Genomic DNA, 14,143 nt, shown 5'->3' with positions numbered 1-14,143 from the left:
GGTTGGGGACCGTCGAGACCGCAGGCACGCCGCCCAGCCGGGCGACAACGGCTCGACACCGCCGAATCGTCGACATCGGCGAACCGGGGACCCGGGCATCATGGGGTGAATCCGCAGAACAGCGGTAGGGCGAATCTCTTCCCGCCCGAACCCGTCAGCTAACCCGGTAGGCGGGCTACGGAAGAAGGAGCACGGACCTCGGTGGCCCTTTCTGCCCCGCGGCCGCGATTCCCCAGGTGGGCGACCACCACCGAGGGAACTACGCGGATCCGCTCACGTCGGTCCATTCTCACCACCGCCCTCGCCGCTCTGGCCAGCGTCGCGGTGCTGGTCGTGGGCCCCCCGCCGGCGCACGCCGAGCCCACCGTCGCCGAGATCGAGAGGCAGATCGACGAGGCGTGGCGGAAGATCGAGCCGATCATCGAGAAGCACAACACCACGCGGCAGGACCTGAACGCCAAGAAGAAGCAGGTCGCCGAGCTGGCCAAGAAGATCGAGCCGCTGCAGAAGCAGATCGACGCGGCGATGAACCGGGTCAGCGAACTCGCCGTCGAGGCGTACAAGGGTGACCGCGCGTCGGCCGTCAACGCGGTGCTGACCAGCAAGTCGCCCAGCGCGCTGGTCGGCCAGCTCACGGTGCTCGACCAGTTCGCCCGCCGGCAGCAGCGCGAGGTGCAGTCCGTGGTGGACCTCCGGGCGAAGTACGCCGCCCAGAAGGCCCCGCTGGACCGGCTGGTCGCCCAGCTCAGCAAGACCGAGAAAGAGCTGGCCAAGAAGGCCAAGGAGATCGACGCCCAGATCGACAAGCTGCAGACCGATCGGATCCGGGCGTACGGCAACGGGGCCGGCGGCTCGCTGCGCCCGGCGCCCTGCCCCGCCACGTACCCGGGCGGCGGGGCCGGCAAGGCGGTCAAGTACGCCTGCGCCCAGATCGGCAAGCCGTACGTCTGGGGCGCCGACGGACCCAACTCGTTCGACTGCTCGGGCCTGACCTCCGCCGCCTGGCGCCAGGCCGGCATCTCGCTCCCGCACAGCGCCCGCCAGCAGCGCGGCGTCATGAAGCGGGTCAGCCGGTCCGACCTCCGCCCCGGTGACCTGGTCTTCTACTACGCCGACCTGAGCCACGTCGGGATGTACGTCGGCGACGGCTGGATCGTGCACGCCTCCCGGGCCGGCGTACCGATCAAGATGAAGCGGGTCGACGACGGCCAGATCCACAGCTTCGGCAGACCTGGCTGATCTCCGGCATCATCACCGCATCGAGCAGGACCCCGGTCGCCTCCCGCGCGACCGGGGTCCTGCTCGTAACGGGTCCGTTTCGGTGGGGCGCGCGGCCGTCGCTCCGGGTGGGCGGCGCCGCGGTGGCTCAGCGGGTGGGCCAGGTACGCCAGTTCTGCCAGGAGCGGCTCGGCGTGGGCCCCCGCTGGCCCTGGTAGCGCGAGCCGTAGACGGCCGAACCGTACGGGTGCGCGGAGGGCGAGGAGAGCCGGAAGATGCAGAGCTGGCCGATCTTCATGCCGGGCCAGAGGGTGATCGGCAGGTTCGCCACGTTGGAGAGCTCCAGCGTGACGTGACCGGAGAAGCCGGGGTCGATGAAACCCGCCGTCGAGTGGGTGAGCAGGCCCAGGCGGCCGAGGCTCGACTTGCCCTCCAGTCGGCCGGCGAGCTGGTCGCCGAGGGAGATCACCTCAAGCGTGGAGGCGAGCACGAACTCGCCGGGGTGCAGCACGAACGGCTGCCCGTCCGGCACGTCGACCAGCGAGGTCAGGTCGTCCTGCTGGAGCGCCGGGTCGATGTGCGTGTAGAGGTGGTTGTTGAAGACCCGGAACAGCCGGTCCAGACGTACGTCGATGCTCGACGGCTGCACCAGGGCGGGCTCGAACGGCTCCAACGCCAGCGTCCCGGCCTTGACTTCCATCACGAGGTCGTGGTCGGAGAGCAGCACCGTGCCACCTTAGCGAGTGCGGGGTCCGGCAGGGTCCACCGGGCCGGCGACGCGCGCGGTCGGGGCGCGTCGGGGTGTCTTCTCGTACACATGTTCGATAGAATCTTCGTATGGCTTCCTGGTCCGAATTCGCCACCGACGAGCCCCGCCTCGCGGCCGCGATCCGCCTCCTCCTCCAGCAGTACGGCCCGGGTCTCGGCTACCTGGCGACCGTGCGCGCCGATGGCGGCCCGCGCGTGCACCCGGTCTCGCCGGTCATCACCGACGAGGGACTGTTCTGCTTCGTCGTCGACTCGCCGAAGCGGCGCGACCTCGAACGTGACGGGCGCTACGCGCTGCACTCCTTTCCACCGGAGGACAGCGACGACGAGGCGTACGTGGCGGGCCGGGCCCGGCCGGTGACCGACCAGGCGCGGGTCGACCGGCTCGCCGGCAACCTGCGGGCCGCCCCGCAGGTCGACTGGCGGCTCTTCGAGTTCACCGTCGACGTGGCGATGGTCGCCCGGCACGGCAGCAACGGCGCCACCCCGCTCGCCAACGAGCGGTCCGAGCGTCCGGCGGTGCAGGTCTGGCTGGATCCCGCGTCCGCCTCCGCGTCGCCGGCCCCGTCCCGCCGCCGGGGCCGGCGCCGGGCGGTCCTGGAAGAGGAGCCGGTGCCGACCCCGTGAGCGGGGCCGGCACCGGCGGGCTGGTTCGGAGGTCGGGCGGGTCCGCGGTCAGCCCCAGGGCTGCCGGTAGGCCCGCCAGGCCCGGACCATCCGCGTCGTCTGGCCGAAGGTGAACTCGTACATGCACGAGTCGACCGAGTAGTCCATGAAGTTGTGGACCGGGTCGCGGCCGGGGCTGCGCGGGCAACTGTCCCGCCCCGCCGGGCAGCCGAAGGCCGGCTCGGCCTCCGCCGGAGTGTCCGTCACCAGGTCGCCGTGGCCGCCACAGCCGTCCTGGAACGTGTGGTACAGGTTCAGCCAGTGCCCTACCTCGTGGGTGGCCGTGTCGCCCTCGTCGTACGGCTCCGCCGTGCCGCCGGGCAACGACTCGGCCAGCACCACCACCCCGTCGTACGGGTCGAGGACCCGCTGCGGGAACGTCGCCCAGCCCAGCAACTCGTCGCTCAGCTGGCCGCTGTAGATGTTGAGCGTCTCCTTGCCGCCCGACCGGAGCGCCCGCTTCATCTGGGACTCCGCCGGGCTCTCCAGCACGATCGGGTACCAGGCCGGGTTGACCACGCGGTTGACGCGTTTCAGCTTGAACCGGAACGGCGTCCAGGCCCCGCCGGTCCGCCCGGCGTACGCCTCGTTCAGCACCCTGATCTGGTCGTCGATCAGGGACTGCGGGATGTTGCCGCCCGCCCGGGTGCGGTTCTTCGCGACGACGTGGAAGACCACCGGGATGACGATCAGGTGCAGTGGAGAGACGGCCAGTGGCGCCCTGCCGACCCGCTCCGCGTACGCCGCGTCGAGTTCGCGCTCCAGCTCGGCCGCCTGAACCGCGGTCAGTTCGTTCGGATCCGGTACGTGTGGGGTGCCCGGTCTCGCCCTGGCGTACGGCCCGCTCTCGGTCGACCCCGCGCAGTCCGGGGCGGTCACGGGCGGCACCGCCGCGACCACCGGTACCGCGTACGCGGTGGACCCGACCAGCAGTACCAGGGACGTGGCCGACGCGCCAACCCAGCGCGGCGCCCACCTGATGCGGTGCAACCCCATTGCCTCTCCTCTTCGCTCACTGAAAGTGGCGTGATCATTGCACAGTGCCACTGTTGCAGGTGAGGCGGACGTTACCTTGGGTCATCGCCCCGGCAAATGAGGCTGATCGGTGTGGTTACGTACGAAATCTGCCGGTGGGGTGCCGGGGTGAGCCGGCGCGCGAGGGGGGATGGGTGAGTGCGCCGTCCCGGTCGACCAGGTACAGTGGGGGCCGCTCGCGGGTGTAGTTCAATGGCAGAACATCAGCTTCCCAAGCTGACAGTGCGGGTTCGATTCCCGTCACCCGCTCCAACCCAAAGGCCCTGGTCAGGACGTCAGTCCCAGCCAGGGCCCTTCGATGTTCCAAGATCCGCAATCAGGCCGCGTGCCATTAGCCCAGCCCCGTCGCACCAGGGCGCCGGTCGCGCCGTCGTCCGGATCTTCGGACCGCTCGCCGCCCTTCGTGCCAGCCTTCTTCCTGCCCTTCTTGCCGCCGGACTTCTTGTCCGCCTTCCGGTCGGTCTTCTTCGCCTTCTTCCGCTCGCCCTTCTGTTCGGCCCGCACGGCCGCGTTGAGCGCGGCAGCGATGGCCTTGTCAGCCTCGGCCGTCGCGTGCCGATGGATGAGCGCGGCTTGCGGAGAGTCGTGACCCATCCGGGCCATCAGGTCACGGGTGCTCGCCCCGGTCTGCGCAGCGAGGGTGTTCCCGGTGTGCCGCAGGTCGTGAAAGTGCAGGTTCGGCTGACCGACCTTGGCAACGGCCGCCTTCCAGTTGGCCAGCTTGTTGAAGCTGCCCCGCCAGATCGGCCCGCCCGTTCTCGGTGGTGAACACACAGGCGTCCACGTTGTCGTCGACCTCGGCGCAGGCACAGGTAGTTGAGGCGGCGGTGGACATCGTGCGGGGCGCGCTCTTATGGGCATGCGAAGATCGCTGGGCCAAACGATCGTTTACTTAGCATGTTCAGCGTCGCTGAGCCTTGTTGCGGGCATTTGGTTAGATCATGGCCACTCCCAGTGGACGTCGTTTGCGACGATGGCGTTATGAGCCGTCAGCTGTATAAAAGCCGCAGGTTGTTGCTTCACATCCTCGCCGCCGTATGCGGCCTGGTGTTCATCTCGTTCATTCTTCTCATTCCAACCGTTATGCGGGGAATCTCCGGAGATGGGGCTACCTGGCATGAGTTGTCGGAGATCGGGCAGGCGTACGGCGGGGTGTCGGCAGTGCTTTCGGGATTGGCGTTCTGTGGCGTCGCTATCTCCCTGATACTGCAGTCGAGGCAGAACCGGCTGACGCAGGTTGTTAGCGCCCGCGAGAGGCATTTTGAGCTAGTTAAGCTTGCCCTAGAGAGGCCGGAGCTGATGTTTCAGCGGCGCACCGACGAGAGCATCGAGGCGCATGGTAAAAAGATGTATCTGAACCTTTGGGTCGCTCACTGGGGAATGCTTTGGGACGTCGGGAGTATAGATCGAACAAGCTTGCGCCAAAATTTTGTAGAGTTGTTTAGAGATGAGGTATCTCGCCAGTGGTGGAGCGAATGGGGCCAAGACTGGGGAACGGTTAGGTCCCGAGAACGCCGAGAGTTTATGCAAATTGCTACAAATTGCTACCGCGCTGCCCTGCAAGATGAACCGGCTGGCAGGTTCTCCGCTGACGCGCCACCTCCAACAGGCTCCCATTCAAGCAGCGACTCTGCTGGGGTGCCCATGGGGCGACAGGGAACGTAGCTGCTCAGCCCCCGCCCCAGTGTTTATCTCATATGTCCGAGCGAATGTACAAGGATCAGCCAAGCACATCGGCGGCTATTCGGTTCAACCACTCAACGTCGACGAACTTTGGTGTCGCTGACTACGGGTCGAAGTTGCGCTACATCTAGCGCCATAACATTGACTGCCCGAACCTGCTCCTCTGGCCTAGAATTCGCACATCCAACTTGTCCGAGCGGTGAGTCAGGTCTCTTATCGCTCCTGCCTGCCGAATTAGCCTCTATTAGAGCAAGGTGCGGGCCAGGCGCGGCAAACCGGCTCCTGCGGAGCCGCCGCCCCGGCCGCTTACGGGGCCGGGGCGGAAAGTCAGCCGGCCCGCAATCCACGCCCGTCCCGCGCGTCACCTGGACACTGCCGAGTGGTGGCCCATCCGCGCCATCAGCTCTCGCGCTCGCCTCGGTCCGGGCCGCCAGGGTGTTCCCGGTGTGCCGCAGGTCGTGGGAGTGCAGCCCCGGCGCGCCGGGTTTGCCGGCCACCGTCGACCAGCGACGAGCTTGCTCAAATTTCCCCGCCAAATCGGCCGCCCGCACCTGGTAGCGGCCGGATTTCCGCTTGCGGATGCTGCCGAACCGCCGACGACCGCATCGTGCACTACATGCGAATGTCGCGCGGTTGAGTGGGCTTGACTGAGGTCCGCTACAGCGGCGTCCGGCACGGCGTAGCCGTTATAAGTGGACCCCGACGCCCCAGCGTCCACACGGCGAGCGCCAAGCAGCAGAGCGCGGCTCCCGCGATCGTGACCGCTGTCCAGCCGGCCGCGGACCAGAGGGCGGTAGCGGCGGCGGAGCCGATCGCGCCGCCGATGAAGTTGCCGGTCCCCAGCGCCGTGTTGAGCCGGCTGCGGGCCTCGTGGGAGATGGCGAACAGCCGGGCCCGGCTGAGCAGGGCCTGCGCCTGGAGGGCGACATCGACGATGACGATCACGACGACGAGGAGCACGACGGACCGGCCGGCGAACGCCGCGCCGACGAAGGCGCCGAGGGCCAGTACCCATGCCGCGCCGGTGGCCGGAAGCGACCAACCACGGTCGTGCAGCCGACCGGCGTGCTGGACGGCGAGAGCACCGACGAGGCCGGCCAGTCCGAACAACCCGATCATCGGTACCGGGTACTCGAACGGTGGGCCGCTGAGCAGGAACGTCAGCGCCGTCCACAGCAACGAGAACACGGCGAACCCGGTTGCGGCGAGGACCAGTGTCCATCGGGCCGCCCGCTCGCGCAGGACCACCGCGCCGACCGAGGCGATGAGCGCCGGGTACGGCATGCGTGTCCGCGGCGCCAGCGGTGGGATCGCGCGGTAGAGCAGGACCGCGAGCAGGACGGCGACGACCGCGGCGAGGGCGAAGACGGTACGCCACCCGGCGGCGCCGGCGACGAAACCGCTGATCGTACGGGAGGCGAGGATGCCGGTGAGGGTCCCGGACCCGACGGCGCCGACGACCTGACCACGGTGGGCATCGGTGGCAAGGTCTCCGGCCAGCGGCGTGAGGACCTGCCCGGAGATCGTCGTCACGCCGAGTAACCCGAGTGCGAGCAGGAGTACGCCGATCGACGGCGCCAACGCGCACAGCAGCAGTGCGGCGGCCGAGGTCAGCAGCAGTACCGGGACGAACCGGCGGCGGTCGAGGACGTCGCCGAGCGGCACGAGCAGCAGTACGCCGGCGGCGTACCCGATCTGCGTCGCGGTGACGAGCCAGCCGGCCGTCGCGGTGGCGGCGCGTAGATCGCCGGCGATGAAGCCGAGTATCGGCTGCGCCCAGTGCAGGTTGGCGATGGCTGCTCCCGCCGCCACTGCGAACAGGAACGTAAGTCGGGGGCTCATCTCCGACGGCGGTGCCACCCGGGGTGCTGCCACCACGCCACGCTAAGGCGCGGGGTCACGGCGTGGGGCCTCGCAGGCCAGCAACCGCACCGCCGCCGTGCTCGTGGCACAGGCATCACCGTCCGCTGTGGATGCTACAAAACGCGTCATGGCGATCACCGCGGTACTCATCCCCAGTCCCTTCCTCGGTCCGGCGGTGTGGGCGTCTGTCGCCTCGGTGCTGCGGTCCGATTTCGGGATCACCGCGACGGTGCCCGCGCCGCCCGATCCGGCGACCTCCTCACCCGCAGCGGTCCTGGCGGCCATCGAAAAAGGGCTCCCCGACGCGGACGACCTGGTGCTCGTGCCCCACAGCAACGCGGGTCTGTACGTTCCGGCGCTCGTCACGAGGCATCCTGTGCGCGGCGCGGTCTTCGTGGACGCGGTGCTGCCGCCAGCGAGGGGCAGCGTGCCTGTGGCACGGGCTGACCTGAGTGACATGCTCCGTGATCGCGTGGGCCCGGACGGCAGCCTGCCGCTGTGGACGCGCTGGTGGCCGGAGGAATCCGTGGCCGGGTTGTTCCCCGATGCCGAGACGCGCGCCCGGGTGGAGGCGGAGCAGGCGCGGGTGCCGTTCGCGTACCTCACCGCCCGGGTGGACCTGCCTGACGGCTGGGACGCGGTGTCCGCGGGATACCTCAGTTTCGGTGACACCTATGCCGACGAGCGAGAGGATGCCCGAGCCCGCGGTTGGCCGGTGCGCACGATGCCGGGGGGACACCTCCACATGTTGCGCGACCCAGCAGGTGTCGCGAGGGAGATCATGGAGCTGTCGACGTCGTTCTAGCGACGGGCCCGTGCGGCTCCGCTACCAGCTCCGCCGCCTGTGCACGTGGTCGCGGCGGACGGTGGCGAGGAGGCCGGCCCAGAACAGCACCTCGATCACGACCAGCACCACAACCACTGCTGTCTCGATCATCGAACACCTCCGGAACTCTCCGTACCCCCAGTCTAACGACGAGCGGGCACACATCTGGTGACTCGAACAGCCGGCAAGGGTCAGGTACGGCCCTCGGTGAGCAGCAGTCGGCCGTGCAGGAAACGACGTTCGGCGTCGGTGGGCGCGAGGTCGAGGGCCGCCCGGTAGCTCTCGCTCGCCTCCTGCCGGCGGCCGGCGCGGCGCAGCAGGTCGGCGCGGGTGGCGTGCAGCAGGTAGTAGCCGTCGAGCTGTCCGGTCCCGGTGATCGCGTCGACCAGTGGCAGCGCGGCCTCGGGGCCGTCGGCCATGCCGATCGCGACGGCACGGTTCAGGTCCACGATCACGCTGGGTGCGATGCGGGCGAGGTGCGCGTACAGCCCGACGATCTGTGGCCAGTCCGTCCGGGCGGCGGTCGGCGCGGTGGCATGGCAGGCCGCGATGGCCGCCTGGAGCTGGAACGGCCCGGCCCGGCGCTGGCGCAGGGCCCGTTCGCAGAGCGCGGCGCCCTCCGCGATCTGCGCCTGGTCCCACCGCGAGCGGTCCTGGTCGGCCAGGGTGACGAGATCCCCGGCCGCGTCCAGCCGCGCCGGCCGCCGGGCGTCGTGCAGCAGCATCAGCGCGAGCATGCCCGATGCCTCGGGCTCGTCGGGCATCAGCATCGCCAGTACCCGGCCGAGCCGGATGGCCTCCTGACACAGCCTGTCCTTGCGGATGTCGCCGTACCCCTCGTTGAACAGCAGGTAGAGCACGTGGAGTACGGCGGGAAGGCGGTCCGGGAGCAGGTGCGCGGGTGGGACCCGGAACGGGATGCCCGCGTGCGCGACCTTCTGCTTGGCCCGGAAGAGGCGTTGGCCCATGGTGCGTTCCGGCAGGAGGAACGCGCGCGCGATCTCGGCGGTACTCATGCCGGCCAGGCTGCGCAGGGTCAACGCCACCTGGGCGTCGAGATTCAACGACGGGTGGCAGCAGGTGAACAGCAGCTCCAGACGCTCGTCCGGGATGTCGCTGTCGCCGGCGTACGGCGGCTCCGGTCGCATCGCGGCCACCTCTCGCAGCTTCGCCGCCTCGGTCGACGCCCGGCGCATCCGGTCGATCGCGCGACGGCGTGCCGTGGTGGTCAGCCAGGCCAGTGGCTCGTCCGGTACGCCTGATTCCGGCCACTTCACGAGTGCCTGCGCGAACGCCTCCTGCGCACACTCCTCGGCCAGGTCCCAGTCGCCGCCGGTGAACCGGACCATGGTGGCCACGATCCGGCTCCACCCGTCGGCGTAGATCCCGGCGATCAGGTCCTTCACCTGATTTGTCACCAGCGTCGCCCGTCCGGTCGCTAGTCCTCGTCGTCGGGCCAGAACGGACGCAGCTCGATCATCCCGGACCAGGCCATCGGGTGTTTGGCGGCGACCTCGATGGCCTCGTCGAGGTCGGCACAGTCGAGGATGTCGAAGCCGGCTATCTGGTCCTTGGTCTCCGCGTACGGGCCGTCGGTCAGCAGTACCTCACGGTTGCGGACCCGAACCGTGGTGGCGGCGCTCGCCGGTCGGGTGCGGTTGCCCATGAGCCGGATCCCCTTGCCGTCCATCTCGGTGACCCAGTCCTGTACGTCCGGGGCGCCTTCGTCCTGTCCGGGGGTGTAGTCCGGGTCGATGCAGACCAGCATGAGGTACTTCATCGGGTTTCTCCTGTTCCGGTAGTGCCGGCGGTCATCGCGGCGATCGTCGTGGTCATGTTCTGACCCAGGGTGGCGAGGCGGCCGTTGAGCGCTCGGGGGTCGGCCTGGCCGGGCTCGCGGGCGCCGCTGGCGCCGGGACCGTGGGTGAACGAGTGATGCACGAGGGCTGTTCCTGGCTCGCCGCCCTCGCGTAGCTCATAACGCCACGTCGAGCCGACCAGCCCGGAGCCGTCCAGGACCGTCCAGGCGAAGACCCTTGGCCGCTCCGATTCGATGACCACGCAGGTCACCGTACTTTCGAACCCGCTGGGGAAGCGGTTGCGCCCGGTGAATCGGGCACCCGGAGCCGGGCCGTGGGTGCCGTCGCACCAACTGGCGCCGGTCGCCTCCGGGCTCCACTCGCCGATCCGCTCCACGGCGGTGATCAGGTCCCAGATCCGCTCGGGCGGCATCGGGACGGCCAGGGTGACCGCGACCTGTGCGCCGGTAACCATGTCCATGAGTTCTCCTTTCCCGTACGTCAGCTGGATGACGAACGGGCCAGGCGCTCCACTACCGCCGTTACCAAGATTTTTTTGCCGGCTCCGGGCCGGCAGCCTCCGGAGCTATCCCGGCAGCAGCTCGGTCCGCTCTCCGTGGACGAGGAGCACCTCGCCGTCCCGCAGCGCCCAGTGCGGCTGCCCGGCGGCGGTGTACGCGGCCGACAGGGCGTCGCAGGCCGCGCTCTCCGGATGGTCCGGGGTGCGCACGTGCGGGACCAGCGGCCGGTCGAGGAGGGCGAGACCGGCGGTGACGGGGTCCGGCACGGCGCCGGGATCATCGATCAGCGCCAGGGCGGCCAGGTCGGGGGCCAGCACGCAGGCACCCGCGCTGTAGCCGCCGTAGACCACCGCGTCGCGGCGCACGAGATCGACCAGTACGGTGTCGGCCCCGGTGTCGGCCAGCACCCGACGCAGGACGAAGACGTTGCCGCCGCGTACCCAGACGATGTCGTGGTCGGCGAGGCTTCGCGGTGCCCCGGGCCGGCGGAGATCGACCACCGTCACGTCGAGTCCCAGCGCGGAGAGGTCGTCGAGGTCCCGCGCCAGCCCCGCGGCGCGCACGTCGGCGGGCAGTCCGTCCAGGGCGTGGGGGATCAGGGCGGTACGGCCGCCGTCGGCCAGTTCGAGGAGCCGCTCGGGATGCGCCCCGGTGCGGAACGACGACAGGTACAGGCGCACCCGCCCAGTATGCCGAGCCGGCGCCCCTGTTGCCGGAGTGGCAAGGAAGTTTGCGGGACGGCGGGGGCCGACGCAGGGTACGGACATGACCGAGACGACGGACACCAGGCCGGGCAGCCCCGACGCGCAGTACTGGGAGGACTTCTACCGGGAGCGGGAGCAGGTCTGGAGCGGCAGGCCGAACCAGCTACTGGTCCGGGAGGTCGCCGCGCTGACCCCCGGTACCGCCCTGGACCTCGGCTGCGGTGAGGGCGCCGACGCGATCTGGTTGGCGCAGCAGGGCTGGCGGGTCACCGCCGTCGACATCTCCGCCACCGCGCTGGAACGAGCGGCCGTACGCGCCGCCGGACTGGGCGTCGGCGAGCGGATCGACTGGCAGCGGCACGACCTTCCCGACTCCTTCCCGACCGGCACCTTCGACCTGGTGTCGGCCCAGTTCTTCCACTCCCCGGTCGCGCTCGCGGGGGAACGGGAGCAGGCCCTCCGCGCCGCGGCCCGGGTCGTGGCGCCGGACGGGATCCTGCTGGTCGCCGGCCACGAGGGCTGGCCGTCGTGGATGCAGACCCCGCCGGCCCACCACGTGCACCTGCCCAGCACCGCCGAGGTGCTCGACGCGCTGGGCCTGGAGCCCGGTCGCTGGCGGGTCGAGCTGGAGGACGTCATCGCCCGCGACTTCCCCGGACCCGAGGGGCAGCCCGGGACCCGTACGGACAACCTGCTGCGGGTACGCCGCACCGGTTGACGGCGGGACGCCCCGGGCGGCGCCCGGAGAGTGCCGGTCACCAGTGGGCGGCGAGGCGGGGCAGCCGTACCGAGAACGCGGTGTGCCCGGGGCGGCTGGTGAGCCGGACGGTCCCCCGGTGCGCCTCGACCACCGCCGCCACGATGGCCAACCCGAGCCCGGTGCTGCCGGCCCCTCGGGAGCGCGAGGTGTCCGCCCGGGCGAACCGCTCGAAGACCTCGCCCTGGAGCGCGGCCGGTACGCCCGGCCCGTCGTCGAGCACGACGAGTTCGACCCCGCCGTCGCCGGTGGCGCCCAACCTGGTGCAGACGGTGGTCCCGGGCGGGGTGTGGATACGGGCGTTGGTCAGCAGGTTCGCCAGGATCTGGTGCAGCCGGGCCCGGTCTCCCTCGACCCGGAGCGCCCGGTCCGGCAGGTCTAGCCGCCACCGGTGCTCCGGGCCGGCGACGTGCGCGTCGCTGACCGCGTCGATCGCGACCGCGCAGAGGTCGACCGGTTCCACCGCGAGCGGGCGCCCCGCGTCGAGGCGGGCCAGCAGCAGCAGGTCGTCGACGAGGGCCGTCATCCGGACACTCTCCGACTCGATCCGGCGCAGCGCGTGGGCGATGTCGGGCGGCACCGGGTCGGGGCTCCGGCGGGTCAGCTCGGCGTAGCCGCGGATCGCCGCCAGCGGCGTACGCAGCTCGTGGCTGGCGTCGGCGACGAACTGGCGTACCCGGGTCTCGCTGGCCTGCCGGGCGCTGAGCGCGGCGCCGACGTGGCCCAGCATCCGGTTGAGCGCGGCGCCGACCTGGCCCACCTCGGTGCGCTGGTCGGTGTCGGCGGCCGGCACCCGGACGGCGAGCGCGACCTCGCCGCGGTCCAGCGGCAGCTCGGCGACCCGCCCGGCGGTGGCCGCGACCCGGCGCAGCGGGCGGAGTGACCGTCCGACGATCAACGCTCCGGCGGTGCCGGCGAGGAGCAGCCCGACGACGGCGATCCCCGCCTCCAGGCCGATCATCTGCCACACGGTCCGCTCCAGCCCGGCCAGGGGCAGGCCGGTGACCAGCACGTCGCCGTTCGGCATCGGGTCGGCGGCCAGCCGGTAGTCACCCAACCGGCCCAGGTTCCGGGTGCGGGGTCTGCCGTCCGCCGGCAGGGCGGCCAGGACCGGTTGCTGCGCGGCCGGGACCTCTTCCTGCGGTGCGGTGGTGTCGGCGGGCAGCGTGGCGGCCCATCTGACCCGTCCGTCCCGCACCCGGGCGGCGAGGGTGCCGACCGGCTGCCCGCGCGGAAACGCGCTCTCCACGCCCGGCGTGCCGGGCTTTGCCGGCGCGACCGGCACCCGGGCACCGGATGGGCGGCCGGCCCGGGTGGCGACCGCGTCGAGCTGCTGGTCGAGCTGGTCCAGCAGGGAGTGCCGGAGCGCGACGGTGGTGCCGGCACCGATCAGTACGCACACCACCGCGAGCAGCGCCACCACGGCGGCCACCAGCCGGGTCCGCAGGGACCAGCCGGTCAACGGACTCCATGGTGGAGCGTCGCTCGGCGGCTCGGCCGGCAGCGACCGGGCCGCCCTGGCCGGCGACGGCTGGGGAACCGGAGGGTCAGCCGGCCGGCTTGAGGACATATCCGGCCCGGCGCAGCGTGTGGATCATCGGTTCCCGGCCCGCGTCGATCTTCTTCCGCAGGTAGGAGATGTACAGCTCGACCACGTTCGCCTGCCCGCCGAAGTCGTAGTTCCAGACCCGGTCCAGGATCTGTGCCTTGCTCACCACCCGGCGCGGGTTGCGCATCAGGAAGCGGAGCAGTTCGAACTCGGTCGCGGTCAGCGGGATGAGCTGCCCGGCCCGGTGCACCTCGTGGCTCTCCTCGTCCAGGGTCAGGTCGCCGACGACCAGCACCGCGTCCGGCTCGACGGCCACGCCCACCCCCGCCCGGCGGGTCAGCGCGCGCAACCGCGCCACCACCTCCTCCAGGCTGAACGGCTTGGTCACGTAGTCGTCCCCGCCGGCGGTCAGGCCGGCGATCCGGTCCTCCACCGCGTCCCGCGCGGTCAGGAACAGCACCGGTACGGCCGGGAAGTGCCCGCGCAGGCGGCGCAGCACCTCCAGGCCGTCGAGGTCGGGGAGCATGACGTCGAGGACGACCGCGTCCGGCTTGAACCGCTTCGCCACCTGGACGGCGCGTACGCCGGTGTCCGCGGTGGACACCTCCCAGCCCTCGTAGCGCAGCGCCATCCCGAGCAGGTCGGTCAGCGCCGCCTCGTCGTCGACGACCAGCACCCGTACCGGCGCTCCGTCGGGTCGGCGCAGGTCCGACTGCCGACCGGGCGAGCGTGCATCCCTGGTCATCCGACCATG

At 70.7% G+C, this 14,143-nt stretch carries 15 protein-coding genes, 1 tRNA gene and 1 riboswitch; of the genes, 6 read left to right on the top strand and 10 right to left on the bottom strand.

Annotated elements, in window-relative coordinates; all coding sequences use genetic code 11:
* The first annotated feature begins 49 nt into the window (after nucleotides 1-49).
* Nucleotides 50-189, top strand: a riboswitch (cyclic di-AMP (ydaO/yuaA leader).
* Between the two features lie 144 nt (nucleotides 190-333).
* Complete coding sequence (locus ACQEUR_RS05830) at nucleotides 334-1,239, top strand: NlpC/P60 family protein (RefSeq protein WP_433026503.1); 906 nt, start codon at nucleotides 334-336, stop codon at nucleotides 1,237-1,239.
* Between the two features lie 127 nt (nucleotides 1,240-1,366).
* Here the strand turns inward: ACQEUR_RS05830 and dcd are convergent, their stop codons facing one another.
* Nucleotides 1,367-1,945 (bottom strand): dCTP deaminase, encoded by a 579-nt coding sequence (gene dcd / locus ACQEUR_RS05825; RefSeq protein WP_433026500.1) that lies wholly within the window; start codon nucleotides 1,943-1,945, stop codon nucleotides 1,367-1,369.
* A gap of 110 nt (nucleotides 1,946-2,055) precedes the next feature.
* Here dcd and ACQEUR_RS05820 point away from each other — a divergent pair, with 110 nt between their 5' ends.
* Nucleotides 2,056-2,613 carry a pyridoxamine 5'-phosphate oxidase family protein gene (locus ACQEUR_RS05820; protein WP_433026497.1) on the top strand — a complete coding sequence of 186 codons (558 nt, stop codon included), beginning with the start codon at nucleotides 2,056-2,058 and terminating at the stop codon, nucleotides 2,611-2,613.
* A gap of 48 nt (nucleotides 2,614-2,661) precedes the next feature.
* Here ACQEUR_RS05820 and ACQEUR_RS05815 read toward each other — a convergent pair whose 3' ends face one another.
* Nucleotides 2,662-3,648, bottom strand: a complete 987-nt coding sequence (locus tag ACQEUR_RS05815; protein WP_433026494.1) for a zinc metalloprotease — start codon at nucleotides 3,646-3,648, stop codon at nucleotides 2,662-2,664.
* Nucleotides 3,649-3,865: 217 nt separating this feature from the next.
* Here ACQEUR_RS05815 and ACQEUR_RS05810 point away from each other — a divergent pair.
* Nucleotides 3,866-3,939, top strand: a tRNA-Gly gene (locus ACQEUR_RS05810).
* Between the two features lie 15 nt (nucleotides 3,940-3,954).
* On the opposite strand, the gene ACQEUR_RS05805 is transcribed toward ACQEUR_RS05810, so the two are convergent.
* Nucleotides 3,955-4,461: a hypothetical protein gene (locus tag ACQEUR_RS05805; protein WP_433026491.1), complete on the bottom strand. Its 507-nt coding sequence runs from the start codon at nucleotides 4,459-4,461 to the stop codon at nucleotides 3,955-3,957.
* A 123-nt stretch (nucleotides 4,462-4,584) separates the two neighbouring features.
* On the opposite strand from ACQEUR_RS05805, the gene ACQEUR_RS05800 reads away from it, so the two are divergent.
* A complete protein-coding gene (locus ACQEUR_RS05800; protein ID WP_433026488.1) occupies nucleotides 4,585-5,352 on the top strand; it encodes a DUF6082 family protein in 768 nt (255 codons plus the stop codon).
* Nucleotides 5,353-6,027: 675 nt separating this feature from the next.
* On the opposite strand, the gene ACQEUR_RS05795 is transcribed toward ACQEUR_RS05800, so the two are convergent.
* Complete coding sequence (locus ACQEUR_RS05795; RefSeq protein ID WP_433026485.1) at nucleotides 6,028-7,245, bottom strand: MFS transporter; 1,218 nt, start codon at nucleotides 7,243-7,245, stop codon at nucleotides 6,028-6,030.
* A 115-nt stretch (nucleotides 7,246-7,360) separates the two neighbouring features.
* Between ACQEUR_RS05795 and ACQEUR_RS05790 the strand changes: the two genes are divergently transcribed.
* Nucleotides 7,361-8,038 (top strand): hypothetical protein, encoded by a 678-nt coding sequence (locus tag ACQEUR_RS05790; protein ID WP_433026482.1) that lies wholly within the window; start codon nucleotides 7,361-7,363, stop codon nucleotides 8,036-8,038.
* 212 nt (nucleotides 8,039-8,250) lie between these two features.
* Here the strand turns inward: ACQEUR_RS05790 and ACQEUR_RS05785 are convergent, their stop codons facing one another.
* From ACQEUR_RS05785 to ACQEUR_RS05770, 4 genes are all read right to left on the bottom strand, one after another.
* Nucleotides 8,251-9,408, bottom strand: coding sequence for an RNA polymerase sigma factor (locus ACQEUR_RS05785; RefSeq protein ID WP_433027718.1), 1,158 nt, complete (start codon nucleotides 9,406-9,408; stop codon nucleotides 8,251-8,253).
* A gap of 89 nt (nucleotides 9,409-9,497) precedes the next feature.
* Entirely contained in the window at nucleotides 9,498-9,839 is a 342-nt protein-coding gene (locus ACQEUR_RS05780) for a YciI family protein (RefSeq protein WP_433026479.1), read from the bottom strand.
* On the bottom strand, nucleotides 9,836-10,339 hold the full coding sequence (locus ACQEUR_RS05775; protein ID WP_433026476.1) for an SRPBCC family protein: 504 nt from the start codon (nucleotides 10,337-10,339) through the stop codon (nucleotides 9,836-9,838). Before ACQEUR_RS05775 ends, ACQEUR_RS05780 begins: the two co-directional genes overlap by 4 nt.
* A gap of 105 nt (nucleotides 10,340-10,444) precedes the next feature.
* A complete protein-coding gene (locus ACQEUR_RS05770; RefSeq protein ID WP_433026473.1) occupies nucleotides 10,445-11,059 on the bottom strand; it encodes a Type 1 glutamine amidotransferase-like domain-containing protein in 615 nt (204 codons plus the stop codon).
* A gap of 85 nt (nucleotides 11,060-11,144) precedes the next feature.
* Between ACQEUR_RS05770 and ACQEUR_RS05765 the strand changes: the two genes are divergently transcribed.
* Nucleotides 11,145-11,801: a class I SAM-dependent methyltransferase gene (locus ACQEUR_RS05765; protein ID WP_433026470.1), complete on the top strand. Its 657-nt coding sequence runs from the start codon at nucleotides 11,145-11,147 to the stop codon at nucleotides 11,799-11,801.
* A 37-nt stretch (nucleotides 11,802-11,838) separates the two neighbouring features.
* Here the strand turns inward: ACQEUR_RS05765 and ACQEUR_RS05760 are convergent, their stop codons facing one another.
* On the bottom strand, nucleotides 11,839-13,302 hold the full coding sequence (locus tag ACQEUR_RS05760) for a sensor histidine kinase (protein WP_433026467.1): 1,464 nt from the start codon (nucleotides 13,300-13,302) through the stop codon (nucleotides 11,839-11,841).
* An 85-nt stretch (nucleotides 13,303-13,387) separates the two neighbouring features.
* The gene (locus ACQEUR_RS05755; protein ID WP_433026464.1) at nucleotides 13,388-14,134 is read right to left on the bottom strand and encodes a response regulator transcription factor; all 747 of its coding nucleotides are present in this window, start codon (nucleotides 14,132-14,134) and stop codon (nucleotides 13,388-13,390) included.
* Nucleotides 14,135-14,143 lie beyond the last annotated feature (9 nt).

The organism is Plantactinospora sp. CA-290183, from assembly GCF_050936375.1.
Taxonomy (GTDB): Bacteria; Actinomycetota; Actinomycetes; order Mycobacteriales; family Micromonosporaceae; genus Plantactinospora.
Note: the sequence above shows the minus strand (reverse complement) of the source record. Positions and strands in the feature narration are given on the sequence as shown.

Bases quoted from the DNA above. Each gene is read 5' to 3' on its own strand.
- ACQEUR_RS05820 (WP_433026497.1), top strand. From the start codon at position 2,056: ATGGCTTCCTGGTCCGAATTCGCCACCGACGAGCCCCGCCTCGCGGCC.
- ACQEUR_RS05815 (WP_433026494.1), bottom strand. From the start codon at position 3,648: ATGGGGTTGCACCGCATCAGGTGGGCGCCGCGCTGGGTTGGCGCGTCG.
- ACQEUR_RS05800 (WP_433026488.1), top strand. From the start codon at position 4,585: ATGTTCAGCGTCGCTGAGCCTTGTTGCGGGCATTTGGTTAGATCATGG.
- ACQEUR_RS05790 (WP_433026482.1), top strand. From the start codon at position 7,361: ATGGCGATCACCGCGGTACTCATCCCCAGTCCCTTCCTCGGTCCGGCG.
- ACQEUR_RS05785 (WP_433027718.1), bottom strand. From the start codon at position 9,408: ATGGTCCGGTTCACCGGCGGCGACTGGGACCTGGCCGAGGAGTGTGCG.
- ACQEUR_RS05780 (WP_433026479.1), bottom strand. From the start codon at position 9,839: ATGAAGTACCTCATGCTGGTCTGCATCGACCCGGACTACACCCCCGGA.
- ACQEUR_RS05775 (WP_433026476.1), bottom strand. From the start codon at position 10,339: ATGGACATGGTTACCGGCGCACAGGTCGCGGTCACCCTGGCCGTCCCG.
- ACQEUR_RS05765 (WP_433026470.1), top strand. From the start codon at position 11,145: ATGACCGAGACGACGGACACCAGGCCGGGCAGCCCCGACGCGCAGTAC.
- ACQEUR_RS05755 (WP_433026464.1), bottom strand. From the start codon at position 14,134: ATGACCAGGGATGCACGCTCGCCCGGTCGGCAGTCGGACCTGCGCCGA.